The 14,165-nt window shown below is 61.4% G+C and carries 13 protein-coding genes; 9 read left to right on the top strand and 4 right to left on the bottom strand.

What is annotated here, in order from left to right; translation table 11 throughout:
- Window positions 1-53: 53 nt before the first annotated feature.
- Window positions 54-1,589, bottom strand: a complete 1,536-nt coding sequence (locus TU82_RS16350; protein ID WP_057724295.1) for an HDOD domain-containing protein — start codon at window positions 1,587-1,589, stop codon at window positions 54-56.
- A 167-nt stretch (window positions 1,590-1,756) separates the two neighbouring features.
- Between TU82_RS16350 and motA the strand changes: the two genes are divergently transcribed.
- Both motA and motB read left to right on the top strand, forming a co-directional pair.
- Window positions 1,757-2,608 carry a flagellar motor stator protein MotA gene (gene motA, locus TU82_RS16345; RefSeq protein ID WP_057724293.1) on the top strand — a complete coding sequence of 284 codons (852 nt, stop codon included), beginning with the start codon at window positions 1,757-1,759 and terminating at the stop codon, window positions 2,606-2,608.
- 3 nt (window positions 2,609-2,611) lie between these two features.
- Window positions 2,612-3,628, top strand: a complete 1,017-nt coding sequence (gene motB / locus TU82_RS16340) for a flagellar motor protein MotB (RefSeq protein ID WP_057724291.1) — start codon at window positions 2,612-2,614, stop codon at window positions 3,626-3,628.
- A gap of 59 nt (window positions 3,629-3,687) precedes the next feature.
- Here motB and TU82_RS16335 read toward each other — a convergent pair whose 3' ends face one another.
- Together TU82_RS16335 and rsgA are read right to left on the bottom strand one after the other, a co-directional pair.
- The gene (locus TU82_RS16335; RefSeq protein WP_057724289.1) at window positions 3,688-4,083 is read right to left on the bottom strand and encodes a type II toxin-antitoxin system PemK/MazF family toxin; all 396 of its coding nucleotides are present in this window, start codon (window positions 4,081-4,083) and stop codon (window positions 3,688-3,690) included.
- A 286-nt stretch (window positions 4,084-4,369) separates the two neighbouring features.
- Window positions 4,370-5,401, bottom strand: coding sequence for a small ribosomal subunit biogenesis GTPase RsgA (rsgA, locus tag TU82_RS16330; protein ID WP_057724288.1), 1,032 nt, complete (start codon window positions 5,399-5,401; stop codon window positions 4,370-4,372).
- Between the two features lie 108 nt (window positions 5,402-5,509).
- Between rsgA and orn the strand changes: the two genes are divergently transcribed.
- Window positions 5,510-6,052, top strand: coding sequence for an oligoribonuclease (gene orn, locus TU82_RS16325; RefSeq protein ID WP_057724286.1), 543 nt, complete (start codon window positions 5,510-5,512; stop codon window positions 6,050-6,052).
- A gap of 637 nt (window positions 6,053-6,689) precedes the next feature.
- Window positions 6,690-7,307, top strand: coding sequence for a trimeric intracellular cation channel family protein (locus TU82_RS16320; RefSeq protein ID WP_173667506.1), 618 nt, complete (start codon window positions 6,690-6,692; stop codon window positions 7,305-7,307).
- Here TU82_RS16320 and queG read toward each other — a convergent pair.
- Complete coding sequence (gene queG, locus TU82_RS16315) at window positions 7,304-8,368, bottom strand: tRNA epoxyqueuosine(34) reductase QueG (RefSeq protein ID WP_057724283.1); 1,065 nt, start codon at window positions 8,366-8,368, stop codon at window positions 7,304-7,306. The genes TU82_RS16320 and queG overlap by 4 nt on opposite strands.
- Window positions 8,369-8,431: 63 nt before the next feature.
- On the opposite strand from queG, the gene TU82_RS16310 reads away from it, so the two are divergent.
- Genes TU82_RS16310 through miaA form a run of 5 tightly spaced genes read left to right on the top strand, consistent with a single transcriptional unit; the run spans window position 8,432 to window position 14,071 of the window.
- Window positions 8,432-9,292, top strand: a complete 861-nt coding sequence (locus TU82_RS16310; RefSeq protein WP_057724281.1) for an NAD(P)H-hydrate dehydratase — start codon at window positions 8,432-8,434, stop codon at window positions 9,290-9,292.
- Window positions 9,280-9,750, top strand: coding sequence for a tRNA (adenosine(37)-N6)-threonylcarbamoyltransferase complex ATPase subunit type 1 TsaE (gene tsaE, locus TU82_RS16305; protein ID WP_057724279.1), 471 nt, complete (start codon window positions 9,280-9,282; stop codon window positions 9,748-9,750). Before TU82_RS16310 ends, tsaE begins: the two co-directional genes overlap by 13 nt.
- A gap of 15 nt (window positions 9,751-9,765) precedes the next feature.
- Window positions 9,766-11,187 carry an N-acetylmuramoyl-L-alanine amidase gene (locus TU82_RS16300; RefSeq protein ID WP_057724277.1) on the top strand — a complete coding sequence of 474 codons (1,422 nt, stop codon included), beginning with the start codon at window positions 9,766-9,768 and terminating at the stop codon, window positions 11,185-11,187.
- Window positions 11,187-13,100, top strand: coding sequence for a DNA mismatch repair endonuclease MutL (mutL, locus tag TU82_RS16295; protein ID WP_057724275.1), 1,914 nt, complete (start codon window positions 11,187-11,189; stop codon window positions 13,098-13,100). The genes TU82_RS16300 and mutL overlap by 1 nt, the downstream gene beginning before the upstream one ends.
- Window positions 13,100-14,071 carry a tRNA (adenosine(37)-N6)-dimethylallyltransferase MiaA gene (gene miaA / locus TU82_RS16290; RefSeq protein ID WP_057724273.1) on the top strand — a complete coding sequence of 324 codons (972 nt, stop codon included), beginning with the start codon at window positions 13,100-13,102 and terminating at the stop codon, window positions 14,069-14,071. Before mutL ends, miaA begins: the two co-directional genes overlap by 1 nt.
- Window positions 14,072-14,165 lie beyond the last annotated feature (94 nt).

Below are 14,165 nucleotides of genomic sequence, written 5' to 3'. Positions count from 1 at the left end.
GGTCTCCTGGGCACAAATGTTGGCGATAAAGGAGGGCGATTGTAGCGCAAGCATCAGGCACTGCGGTTGGTAAAGCTGTGCAGGGCTTTTTCGACGCATTGCGCGGTTTTGCCGAAGGCTTGCACGGTGGTTTCCGAGAACGGCCCGCCGCCCTGATCAGCCACCATCAGCATGACCACGCGGCCATTGCAGCTCAGCGAGCGCAACAGCAGGTGCTCGCCGGTAAACAGGCGGCGCAGGATCGGTGGCAGCAGGGCGGAGAACTGCGCGTGGTTGTCAGGACCGAGACGCACCTGGGCGGACTTTTCCAGCAGGCGTTGCAGCAACGTACTGTTGACCACATCCAGACTCAGGTTGGCAGCGTCCTTTGGCAAGCCATCGGCCTGATGCACACGCAAGGTGCTCAAGGCGCGATCCGCCATGAACAGTAATACGCGCTGCATGCCGCTGGCGACCAGGGCTTCCTTGGCGCACGTGGTCAGGTGCATCGCATTGGCAAAGCGGCTCGGTTCGACCAGCAGCTCCGTGCAACGGTTGCGCCACAGCGCCAGTGCTTCGGCCGTCGGCGGCGGTGCGGGCAGCAAGCCACGATGGACTTTTTGCACGTCCCACGGCCAGATCAGCGACAGGGCCGGGTGCCAGAGGTCAGGCATCAAGGTGCTGCGGGCGCTGGTGACCGCTTGCTGGTGAACCTGCTGCTGCACCTCGCTCAGTGGCTCCTGCAGGTACAGCGCAGTGAGGTATTGCCAGCGCTCGGTGTGCGGGCAGGTCCAGGATTCCTGCGCCGACATCGCCAGGCCGTTGGCCAACAGTACGGTATTGGCCGGCTGATTCAGCCAGCGGCGCAGGTTGGGCTCGGCGTCGAGTAACTGCTGGTGGCGCAGCGGGTCGTCTTCGCGGGCGATGCGCAATGCCTTGACCAGCAGGCGCTGCTCGCCCGACAGCAGGTTATAGCCCTGGGACACCCAGATCGGCAAGTGCCAGGCCGCGGTCAAACCAAGGCACAGGTCCAGCAGGCGCACGCCGAATAATTGCTGTTCGACCTTGCGCGCCGACTCGCCCTTGTGGATCACCCGCAGCTCCCACTCCTCAAGCAGCTTGGGGTAGGCAACAGCCATCGGCCACAACGGTGACAAAAACAGCAGGCTGCCCCAATGGATGTCCTGCCACAGGCGCGCCAGGCGGCTGCCGAACAGACCGTTGGCTTGCTGGGAAGCGTGCTGGCTGACCAGCAGCAGTTGGCGCAGCGCCACGGGAATCTCGCGGGCAGGCACCGACGGCAGGCGCGCCAGCAGTTCTTCGGCGCGTTTAAGGCCGAGGCGATTGAGCGCCACTTCGAGGTTTTCCGCCGGTTCCGCCAGGCTGCCATGGGTGTGGCTGTTGGCCTCGCGCATCACGCTGAGCACCAGGGCCGGGCTGTCTTGCATCAGCTCGGCAATGTCCCTTAATGAGCTGCGACTGTCGCGGATGGCTTTGCACACGCGTTCGTGGCTGGCCTGGGGAACGGGCAGCAGCACGTCGTCCAGGCATTTGATCCAGGCGGCGAGGGTGGCGGGTTTTGCAGTGGGGACTGTCGTTTCATTAGCCATGGTTGGGGCGCGATCATCATATGTGTTCAACACACCCGTAACGGGCTGAATTGGCTTTTCGCCTTAACGGGCTATAGTCTGGCGCAGTTTTGCCGATAAGTAGAACAAGAGTTTTTCAGCTGCACCCACTATGTCCATGAACCCGACGGCGCAAGTACAGATCCCCTATGGCTAAAATTATCGGCATCATTGTCGTCATCGCAAGTGTGCTCGGTGGGTACGTCCTGTCCCACGGTAAAATTGCCGCGCTGATTCAGCCTTTCGAAGTGTTGATTATTGGCGGCGCCGCCTTTGGCGCTTTCTTGCAGGCCAACCCCGGCTACATGACCATGCACGTGATCAAGAAGTCGCTGGGCATGTTCAGCTCGCGCTTCTCCCACACCTTCTATCTGGAAGTGCTGGGGCTGGTCTACGAGATCCTCAACAAGAGCCGCCGCGAAGGCATGATGGCCATTGAAGGGGATATCGAAGACGCCGCCGCCAGCCCGATCTTCGCCAAATACCCGGCCGTGCTCAAGGACGAGCGCATGACTGCGTATATCTGCGATTACCTGCGCATCATGTCCTCCGGCAACATGGCGCCCCATGAACTCGAAGGCCTGTTCGACATGGAGTTGTTCAGCCTCAAGGAAGAGCTGGAACACCCTTCCCACGCCGTGACCGGTATCGCTGACGGCATGCCCGGTTTCGGTATTGTCGCGGCGGTACTGGGGATCGTGGTGACCATGGCTTCGCTGGGTGAGGGCGATCAGGCGGCCATCGGCATGCACGTCGGTGCGGCACTGGTGGGTACCTTCTTCGGTATCCTGGCGGCCTACGGCTTCTTCGGCCCGCTCGCCACCTCCCTGGCGCATGACGCCAAGGAAGAAATCAACCTCTACGAAGCGATCAAGGCGTCCCTGGTCGCCTCGGCCTCGGGCATGCCGCCGTCGCTGGCAGTGGAGTTCGGGCGCAAGGTGCTGTACCCGAAACATCGCCCGAGTTTCGCCGAGCTGGAACAAGCGGTTCGCGGTCGCTAAGCCATGGAAAACAACCAGCCGATCATCATCAAGCGCGTCAAGCGCTTCGCCGCGGGGCACCATGGCGGCGCCTGGAAAATCGCTTTCGCCGACTTCGCGACGGCGATGATGGCGTTCTTCCTGGTGCTGTGGCTGATGTCCACCGCCACCCCTGAACAGAAGATCGCCATTGCGGGTTACTTCAAGGACCCGATTGGTTTTTCGGAAAGTGGCACACCCTTCGTGATCGACCTGGGCGGCTCGCCGCAGCTGGCGCCGGAGCGCACCATCAATCCGGAAGTGCAAACCGAATCGCCCCAGGAAAAAATCCCGATCGAGCGCGATAAGGTCGAAAGCATGGCCGAACAGGTCGAGAAGGAACGCCTGGAGCTGTTGCTGCAAGAGCTGCAGAACAAGGTTGAGGAAAACCCGCAACTGCTGAAATTCAAGGATCAGATTTCCTTCGAGATCACCCCGGAAGGCTTGCGCATCCAGATCACCGACGCCGCCAACCGGCCGATGTTCGATTCCGGCAGCGCGCGCTTGAAGCCGTATTTCGAAGATATTCTGTTGGCCATGGCCGACACCATCAAGGCTGTGCCGAACAAGATCAGTATCAGCGGGCACACCGATGCCAAGCCCTATGCGGGGCAGGGCGACTTCGGCAACTGGGAACTCTCGGCCAACCGCGCCAACGCCGCCCGCCGCGCGCTGGTGGCCGGCAGCTATCCGGACCCGCAAGTGGCACGGGTGGTGGGCTTTGCTTCATCGCAGCTGTTTGATCCAAAAGACCCGTTCAATCCGATCAACCGACGGATCGATATCGTCGTGCTGACCAAAAAAGCCCAGCGTGCGATTGAAGGTGATCAGCCGCCACCGCCGCCTGCTCAGGGCGATGGCGCCCCCGGTGAAGTACCTGCGGACCCGAATGCGCTCCCGCCAGGTCAGGAGCCGCTGCCGCCCCATGAGCTGCGCCAGAAGCTGAACCTGTTTGATGACGGCGGCGTGAAGGACCCGACGGTGCCTGTGCCTGGGGCCTAAGCGGTTTATAAGTCATACATGAAAACGCCCCGATCATTCGGGGCGTTTTTATTTGTAGGTCAGAGTGGCAGGTACGCTTTGACGCCACCGATTACGCCCCGCATATCATCAGCGCACAGACGCGGTACGAAGTACTCTCGACCTTTGGCGCGGGTCTTTCTGTGCAGTTTGTCGAGGCGTTCGAAGCTGACGGTGTAAATCATGTCGCATTTCACCCACAGCTCTTTATAACCGTCGGATTGAAGTGGGTTGGCGCGTAGCAGATGGTGCCAGTCGTGTTGGATCTCTGGCGCCGTGGAGGAAATCGGCACCACGGTGCACAGCTTGCGATTATGCGTAGAGGTTGGGGATATCACGACGACCTTACGGATCTTCAGCATCTCCGGCGCTACAAAGCCTCGCGTGAAGTCGCACAGCAGTACATCGCCTTGTTTGGGGTGATAGTAGAGAGCCAAGTGGTAATTCCCCACAAAAAGCAAAGCCGCCCGAAGGCGGCTTTATTCGACACGCAGCGGAGCTTGCTTCGCCCCTTCTGCGCCGCTGGATCAACTCCGAAAAGGATCCAGACTCCTGCCAGCTTTCGCTGGTGACGGAGCAATTATGGGCATCAGGAAATCCGAATACAAGCTGGCTTGTGTTTATCAGCCACCCAGTTGATCCGGATTCTTGATGCCTGCTCCTGTTAAATCAATGGGCCGGGGCGTTCAGCACCCTGGTTTATGTGTATCAAGAAATTGATCGTCAGTAACTGCTCTCAGGCAAGCTCGCAATAATCGACCGATAGCTGTTCATCCGCTGCTGCTGCACACGCCCATCCTCCAGTGCCTTGAGCAATGCACAGCCCGGCTCGCGGTCGTGTTTGCAGTCGCGGAAGCGGCAGGTGCCGATCAGGTCGTTGAACTCGATGAAGCCGGCTTCCACATCGCTGCGGCTGACATGGCCGAGGCCGAATTCACGAATACCGGGGGAGTCGATCAGCTCACCGCCACCGGGGAAGTGGAACAGCCGTGCGGTGGTGGTGGTGTGCGTGCCCTGGCCGGACAGTTCCGACAGCGGGCCGACGCGGGTGTCGACTTCCGGCAGCAGGCTGTTGACCAGCGACGACTTGCCCACACCCGACTGGCCGACGAACACGCTGATGCGCCCGTCCAACTGCTGTTGCAGTTGTTCCATGCCGTTGCCGTGATGGGCCGACACTTCCAGCACCGGATAGCCCAGGGTGCGGTAGACCGCCAGCAACGCATTGAGCGCCGGGGCGTTCTGCTCGTCGATCAGGTCGAATTTGTTCAGCAGCAACAGCGGGCGGATACCGGCATGTTCGGCCGCGACCAGGTAGCGGTCGATCAGGTTGGCGTGGGGCTCGGGCAGCGGCGCGAATACGATCACGATCATGTCGACGTTGGCTGCTACCGGCTTGAGCTGGCCACGGCTGTCGGGGCGGCGCAGTTCGGTACTGCGTGGCAACTGGGCGACGATCACGCCGATGCCCTGGTTGCCGGCACGCCATACGACTTTGTCGCCGGTGACCAGCGCGGGCAGGTTGGCGCGCAGGTGGCAGCGGGACACAGAGCCTGCGAGGTCGCCTTCCAGCGCCTCGACTTCGACCTGTACGCCGAAGTGCGCGATCACCAGGCCGGTTTGTTCGGGCCCCAGGTCGCCGCCCTCGAGCGCTTCCACGGCGGAGGATTCACGTTTGGCGGCGCGCGCTGCGCGTTCACCTTGAATCTTTTCGATGCGCCAGTTTTGGCGACGATTGAGCTGGCGTTTGGCCATTGGTGTTCCGTGTCGATAATGCAAAAGTTGGGTAAAACGGTCGCGAGTCTAGCACGGCGCCGCCTGCTAAACTGCGCAGCTACGCCAAGGTGCCAAGAGAATCAAGCCATGCAAAACCCACAGAACCTGATTTGGATCGATCTGGAAATGACCGGTCTGAACCCTGACACCGACGTCATCATCGAGATGGCGACGATTGTCACTGACAGCAACCTCAACACCTTGGCCGAAGGTCCGGTGATCGCCATTCACCACAGCGATGCCGTGCTCGCCACCATGGACGAGTGGAATACCCGCACCCATGGCAACTCGGGCCTGACCCAGCGGGTACGCGACAGCCGCATCAGCATGGCCGAAGCCGAAGCCGAAACCATTGCCTTCCTGGAAAACTGGGTGCCCAGGGGCAAGTCGCCGATCTGCGGCAACAGCATCTGCCAGGACCGTCGCTTCCTTTATACGCATATGAAAGGGCTGGAAAGCTACTTCCATTATCGCAACCTGGACGTATCGACCTTGAAGGAGCTGGCTGCACGCTGGGCGCCGGAGGTCAAAGACAGCTTCCATAAAGGCAGCACGCACCTGGCGCTGGACGATATCCGTGAGTCGATTGCCGAACTGCAGCATTACCGCAAGCATTTCATCAAGGCTTGAAATCGGCGCGAGCGCTGGACATGTGGCGAGGGGTCTAGCTCCCGTGGCGGCCCGTCAACGACAGTTACCCATCTGATACACCTCGGTCCAAATGTGGGAGGGGGCTTGCCCCCGATGGCGGCCTCTGGGCCGACCTGAATGCTGGATCAGCCCGAGTACATATCCGTTTCTGCGGTAACGGCTGCTTAGGGTTCCGCTCTTACAGCGGCTCACTTTTGAAAAGCGCAAAAGTAAGCAAAACGCTCTTGCCCCACCACTCGGCACCTCGCTTAGGCTCGGTGTGCCCGAACGCAGGCTTGAATCCGTGGACCGCCGCAATGGGCCATCCATGGCCCAGTGCGGCTAACCCGGCGTCCTGCCGGGTTGCCCACGGATTCAAGCCTGCGTTCGGCCAGCGTGGTTTAACGGGGCGCCTAAGATCAAAAGCAAGATCAAGAGCGACTCGCTGCGCATCATGGTTACGGTTGGGCGCTGCAGAGTTGAGTAGATACCTATGCTTATCGGGGGCAAGCCCCCTCCCACATTGAAATGGATTTGCAAATCCAAGTGTGGAAGGGCGACCGGGTTTATCTCGGAGCGCCCCCTTTTGGTGCCATCAGCAAATGATTAGACTGCCGGCCTCCCTGCAAGGATCGCCATCATGCTGCTGATGCTCTACCTCATCGCCATCACCGCCGAAGCCATGACCGGCGCCTTGTCCGCCGGTCGGCGCGGCATGGACTGGTTCGGCGTGGTGCTGATCGCCTGCGTGACGGCGTTGGGTGGCGGGTCGGTGCGCGATATGTTGCTGGGGCATTACCCGCTGACCTGGGTCAAGCACCCTGAATACCTGGTGCTGACCTCGGTGGCCGCACTGGTGACCATCTTTATCGCACCGCTGATGCGCCGCCTGCGCTCGCTGTTTCTGGCGCTGGACGCCTTGGGGTTGGTGGCATTCACCCTGATCGGCTGCATGACCGCCCTGGAAATGGGGCACGGCATGTTGGTGGCGTCGGTCAGCGGTGTGATCACCGGCGTATTTGGCGGCATCCTGCGAGACATTTTCTGCAACGACATCCCGCTGATCTTTCGCCGTGAGCTGTACGCCAGCGTGTCGTTCCTGGCCGCCTGGTTCTACTTGCTGTGCCTGTATCTACAATTGCCTAGCGAACAGGCGATTCTGCTGACCCTGTTCAGCGGCTTTCTATTGCGCCTGCTGGCGATCCGTTTTCACTGGGAAATGCCCAAGTTCGTCTACAACGACGACGTGCACTAGCGTGCCGCGTGTTGCTTGAGCGCCCATTCCACATGTTCACGCACCAGTTCCGATGGGTAATCGCGCCGCGCCTTCAAGGCTTCCACTACCGGAATGCTGGAGGGTGCATTGCCCAGACCCACCGCCAGGTTGCGCAACCAACGCTCGTAGCCGGCACGGCGCAAGGGTGAGCCTTCGGTGCTGCTGAGGAATTTGTCCTCGTCCCACATAAATAGTTCGGCTAACTCGGCGTTATCCAGGTTGTGCCTGGGCTTGAAATCGCTTTCGGTGGTGGGTCGAGCGAAACGATTCCATGGACAAACGATCTGACAGTCATCGCAGCCGAATACGCGGTTGCCGATCAGTGGGCGCAGGTCCTCGGGAATGGCGCTCTTTAGCTCGATGGTCAGATAGGAAATGCAGCGCCGGGCATCCAGCATGTAAGGGCCGACGAAGGCGTTGGTGGGGCAGATGTCCAGGCACGCCGTGCAACGGCCGCAGTGCTCGGTAGTGTGGGGTGGGTCCACCGGCAACGGTAAATCGACAAACAGTTCGCTCAAGAAGAAATAACTGCCGGCCTTGCGGTTGAGCACAAGGGTGTTTTTACCGATCCAACCCAGTCCGGCTTGTTTGGCGATGGCTTTTTCCAGGACCGGCGCGCTGTCGACGAAGGCGCGAAAGCCGAACGGCCCGATCTGCGCCTGGATGCGGTCGGCCAGTTGCTGCACGCGCTTGCGGATCAGCTTGTGATAGTCCCGGCCCAGGGCGTAGCGCGAGATGTAGGCTTTTTCCGGCTGGGCCAGCAGCTGCGCCATCTGGGTGTCGCCGGGCAGGTAGTCCATGCGCAGCGACACCACGCGCAGGGTGCCCGGCACCAGTTCATCGGGGTGGGAACGTTTGCTGCCGTGGGCGCCCATGTAGTCCATCTCGCCGTGATAGCCCGCGTCGAGCCAGCGTTGCAGGTGCTGTTCATGCTCGGCCAGGTCCAGGCCGCTGATGCCGACTTGCTGGAAGCCCAGCTCGCGGCCCCAGTCTTTGATCGATTGGGCGAGAGCGGGCAGATCGGAGGTAATAGCGGGCATGAGACACGGGAAACCACAGGTTAGATGCGTATAATTCTGCCAGACATCGGAGCTTGAAGACGCATGCCTCAGACAAAACACGAAATAACCGACGTTCAGCTGTTGTTGCCGGGCCACTTGCCGCAACTGGCTGCGCGTTCGCTGGACGCTCATAAAGGCCAGTTCGGCCATCTGCTGGTGATTGGCGGCGACCGCGGCTTTGGCGGCGCAGCGTTGCTCAGTACCGAAAGTGCATTGCGTAGCGGTGCCGGAATGGTGTCGCTGGCGACACGGGTTGAACATGTTCCCGCCGCGCTGGCGCGTCTGCCGGAAGTAATGACGATGGGCGTGAGTTCGGCCAATCAACTGATGGGCCTGCTGGAAAAGATCTCAGTGATTGTGATCGGGCCGGGTCTGGGTGACGCATCCTGGGGTAAAAGCCTGCTGTCCGTCGCCGCCAACGCGACCCAGCCGCAAGTCTGGGATGCCGACGCCTTGAATCAACTGGCAACTGGCAGCGTCAGTCTGCCGGCCAACTGCGTGATCACTCCGCATCCAGGCGAAGCCGCACGCCTGTTGGGCATTTCGACAGCCGAGGTGCAGGCCGATCGCCTCAAGGTGGCGCGCGCGTTGAGCCAGACATTCAACGCGGTGACTGTCCTCAAGGGTGCTGGCAGTTTGATCGCCAGCCCGGACGGACGTGTTTCACGCTGTGACCAGGGCCACCCGGCGATGGCGACGGCAGGGCTGGGCGATGTGTTGGCCGGGCTGGTAGGCGCACTGCTGGCCCAGGGCATGCCCGCTTATGAAGCAAGCTGTCTGGCCGTGTGGTTGCACGCCACGGCGGGGGATCGCCAGGGCACCTTTGGTCGCGGCCTGGTCGCCAGTGACCTGATACCGGCCATTCGTCAATTGTTGGAGGAACAGTCGCCGTGTCTGAAGTGATTTTTTTCCTGGCGGATGAAGAGGCCATGGTCAGTCTCGGCCAGCGCATTGCCCAGGTCACGGCCGGGGCTGGACTGATCTTCCTTGAGGGCGACCTCGGGGCGGGCAAGACCACGCTGTCCCGGGGCATCATTCGTGGTTTGGGTCATGCCGGTGCGGTAAAAAGTCCGACGTTCACACTGGTCGAACCCTACGAGATTGGTCAGGTGCGCGCCTTCCACTTCGACCTCTATCGGCTGGTGGACCCTGAAGAGCTGGAATTCATGGGCATCCGTGATTACTTCGACGAAGACGCGTTATGCCTGATCGAGTGGCCAAATAAAGGCACAGGCTTTTTGCCAAAGCCGGACATGACCATTACCATTACGCCGCATGAGCATGGACGTCAGCTGAAGTTGTTGCCCCAGAGCGCGCGCGGCCAGTCGTGGTGCGCCGCTTTGGCATTGGAATTCAAATAATTGGTGGGGTTAGGTATGCGCTTTCGCGCGTTGGTTGCTGTCGTGGGGGTGTTGCTTGCGGCAATGACTGTCAATGCTCTGGCTGCTTCACAGGTGAAAAGTGTTCGCCTGTGGCGCGCGCCGGATAACACGCGACTGGTGTTCGACCTGTCTGGCCCGGTCCAGCACAGCGTCTTTACCCTCACAGCGCCTGATCGCCTGGTGATCGACATCAACGGTGCAAGCCTGGCTGCGCCGCTGAAGGTCTCCACTGCCAATACCCCCATTACCGCCATGCGTTCGGCCCAGCGCACGCCGACCGACCTGCGCGTGGTCATTGACCTGAAAAAGGCCGTGACTCCCAAAAGCTTTTCCCTGGCGCCCAACGCCCAATATGGCAACCGGCTGGTGGTCGACCTGTTCGACAACCCCGCCGATGCCGCGCCGCCGCCTGTGCCGACGCCGAGCGTGGCGACAGTGCCTGCGGTGCCGGTCAACCCTTCGCAACCGCAGGTCAAGCTGCCGCCTCCGCCGCCCGCTCCGGCAGGCAAGCGCGACATTATCGTAGTGATCGACGCCGGCCACGGTGGCGAAGACCCGGGCGCGTCCGGTTCGCGCGGCCAGCATGAAAAAGACGTGGTGCTGGCCATCGCCCGCGAACTGCAACGCCAGGTCAACGGCATGAAAGGCTATCGCGCCGAACTGACCCGCACCGGCGACTACTTCATTCCGTTGCGCGGGCGTACTGAAATTGCCCGCAAGAAGGGCGCGGACCTGTTCGTCTCGATCCATGCCGACGCCGCACCTTCCAGTGCCGCTTTCGGTGCGTCGGTGTTTGCCCTGTCGGATCGTGGCGCCACCTCCGAGACTGCCCGTTGGCTGGCCGACAGCGAAAACCGTTCCGACCTGATTGGTGGGGCCGGCAACGTGTCTCTCGATGACAAGGACAAAATGCTTGCCGGCGTACTGCTCGACCTGTCGATGACCGCCTCGCTGACCTCCAGCCTGAACGTCGGCCAGAAAGTCCTGAGCAACATCGGCCGCGTGACGTCGCTGCATAAACAGCGGGTGGAGCAAGCCGGGTTCATGGTGTTGAAGTCGCCGGATATCCCGTCGATCCTGGTCGAGACCGGTTTCATTTCCAACGCCAACGAGGCATCCAAGCTGGCCAGTGCCAGCCATCAGCAAGCCTTGGCGCGCTCGATCAGCGCCGGTGTGCGCCAGTTCTTCCAACAGAACCCGCCACCGGGCACTTATATCGCCTGGTTACGTGATTCCGGAAAAATTGCCCAGGGCCCGCGCGATCACCGCGTGCAGCCTGGCGATACCGTGGCCATGCTGGCCGTGCGTTTCCAGGTCACGCCTGCAGCCTTGCGCAGCGCCAACGACCTGAAAACCGACGAGCTGAAGATCGGCCAGGTGTTGACTATCCCAGGCACCGATTTGGCGGCACAGTAATGAGCGAATCGATCTTGAACAGTGGCTCGCGCATTGAACTGCTCAGCCCGCGCCTGGCTAACCAGATCGCCGCGGGCGAGGTGGTCGAACGCCCGGCCTCGGTGATCAAGGAGCTGCTGGAAAACAGCATCGACTCCGGCGCCAGGCGCATCGATGTGGATGTGGAGCAGGGCGGTGTCAAGCTGCTGCGGGTGCGGGACGATGGCAGCGGCATCTCATCGGATGACCTGCCGCTGGCCCTGGCCCGTCACGCCACCAGCAAGATCCGCGATCTGGAAGACCTTGAGCGGGTCATGAGCCTGGGCTTTCGCGGTGAGGCCCTGGCCTCCATCAGCTCCGTGGCCCGCCTGACCCTGACCTCGCGTACACGCGGCGCCGAGCAGGCCTGGCAAGTGGAAACCGAAGGCCGCGACATGGCGCCCCGGGTTCAACCGGCGGCCCACCCGGTGGGCACCTCGGTGGAAGTGCGCGACCTGTTCTTCAACACCCCGGCGCGGCGCAAATTCCTCAAGGCCGAGAAGACCGAATTCGATCACCTGCAAGAAGTGATCAAGCGCCTGGCCCTGGCGCGTTTCGATGTGGCCTTTCATCTGCGCCACAACGGCAAGACCATCCTCAGCCTGCACGAAGCCAATGACGACGCTGCTCGCGCACGGCGCGTGGCTGCAGTCTGCGGAAGTGGCTTTCTGGAGCAGGCGCTGCCGATAGAGATTGAACGCAATGGCTTGCGCCTGTGGGGTTGGGTCGGTTTGCCCACCTTCTCCCGCAGCCAGGCGGATTTGCAGTATTTCTTCGTGAATGGCCGGGCGGTGCGCGACAAGCTGGTGGCTCACGCGGTACGCCAGGCCTATCGCGACGTGCTGTTCAACGGGCGGCATCCGACCTTTGTACTGTTTTTTGAGGTCGACCCCTCGGTGGTCGACGTCAATGTGCACCCGACCAAGCACGAAGTGCGCTTTCGTGATGGGCGCATGGTGCATGACTTCCTGTATGGCACCTTGCACCGTGCCTTGGGCGACGTGCGTCCGGATGATCAGTTGTCGGCGCCCATCGTCACGGCGGTGGTCCGCCCAAGCGGTCCAGAGGCCGGTGAGTTCGGCCCCCAGGGTGAAATGAGCCTGGCCGCCAACCTGCTGCAATCACCGCAGCCGCAGCCCAATTACACGGCACCCAATGCGGGAGCCGGCGCCGGTTATCAGTATCAATACACACCGCGCCCGCAATCGACCGTGCCCGTGGCCGAGGCCCAGGCGGCCTACCGTGAGTTCTTCGCGCCGCTGCCCGGGGCCGAGCCGGGCACAGTTGCGCTGCCCGAGGGCGGCGGGGATATTCCGCCGTTGGGCTACGCGCTGGCACAGCTGAAGGGCATCTACATCCTTGCGGAAAATGCCCATGGCCTGGTGCTGGTGGACATGCATGCGGCTCACGAGCGGATCATGTACGAGCGCCTGAAGATCGCCATGGCCAGTGAAGGGCTCAGTGGCCAGCCACTGCTGGTGCCCGAATCCCTGGCGGTCAGCCAGCGTGAAGCCGATTGCGCCGAAGAGCACCATGGTGTGTTCCAGAAGCTGGGCTTCGAACTGCAACGCCTGGGTCCGGAAACCCTGGCGATCCGTCAGATTCCGGCGCTGCTCAAGCAAGCCGAGGCCAACCGTCTGGTAGCCGACGTACTGGCGGACCTGATGGAGTACGGCACCAGCGACCGTATCCAGGCGCATATCAATGAACTGCTCGGCACCATGGCCTGCCACGGTGCCATCCGCGCCAACCGTCGCCTGGCCCTGCCGGAAATGAACGGCCTGCTGCGCGACATGGAAAACACCGAGCGCAGTGGCCAATGCAACCATGGCCGACCGACCTGGACCCAGATGGGCCTGGATGATCTGGACAAACTGTTCCTGCGCGGTCGCTGATGAGTGCCTTGCCCCCCGCAATTTTCCTGATGGGCCCGACGGCCGCCGGCAAGACCGACCTGGCCATCGAACTGAGCAAGGTCTTGCCGTGCGAGCTGATCAGCGTGGACTCTGCCCTGGTTTACCGGGACATGGACATCGGCACGGCCAAACCTTCGAAAGAGGTGCTGGCCCGGCATCCGCATCGTTTGATCGACATTATCGACCCGGCCGAGAGTTATTCGGCTGCGGATTTTCGTACCGACGCGCTGGCCGCCATGGCCGAGATCACCGCGCGGGGCAACATCCCGTTGCTGGTCGGCGGCACGATGCTCTACTACAAGGCTTTGCAGGAAGGCCTGGCGGATATGCCGCCCGCTGACGCCCAGGTGCGCGCCGAGCTTGAAGACGAGGCTGCACGCCTCGGCTGGCAAGCCCTGCACGACCAGCTGGCGGCGATAGATCCGGTGTCCGCGGCACGCATCCACCCCAATGATCCCCAGCGTCTCACCCGCGCCCTGGAAGTCTGGCGCGTCAGTGGCCAGACCATGACTGAACATCGGCTGAAACAAACTGCGCAAAGTGCTGATGCAGGCGCATCTGGCCGGTCACAATTGCCCTATACTGTGGCGAACCTGGCCATTGCTCCGGCAAACCGCCAGGTGCTGCATGAACGAATTGCACAAAGATTCACAAATATGTTGGAACAGGGGTTTGTGGAGGAGGTCGTAGCACTGCGTTCCAGAGGTAATCTGCATCCAGGATTGCCTTCGATACGTGCTGTAGGCTACCGCCAAGTCTGGGATCATCTGGACGGCAAGCTGACGTCAGCCGAAATGCAGGAGCGCGGCATCATTGCCACGCGCCAATTGGCGAAGCGCCAGTTCACCTGGCTGCGCAGCTGGAGCGATTTGCACTGGCTGGACAGCCTGGACAGCGACAATCTGTCACGCGCCTTGAAATACCTGGGAACGGTCTCCATATTGAGCTGAGTCCTTGCAATTGCCGTCTATCCTTGGGGGTGTGACGGCCATGAGCTATTTATTTTTCCGATTTTTTATTATTGATCCTTAAAGGAGTGCGGCA

The sequence above is a fragment of the Pseudomonas orientalis genome (assembly GCF_001439815.1).
Lineage (GTDB): Bacteria > Pseudomonadota > Gammaproteobacteria > Pseudomonadales > Pseudomonadaceae > Aquipseudomonas > Aquipseudomonas orientalis.
The sequence above is the reverse complement of the archived record's forward strand: the minus strand, read 5'-3'. Positions and strand labels throughout refer to the sequence as shown.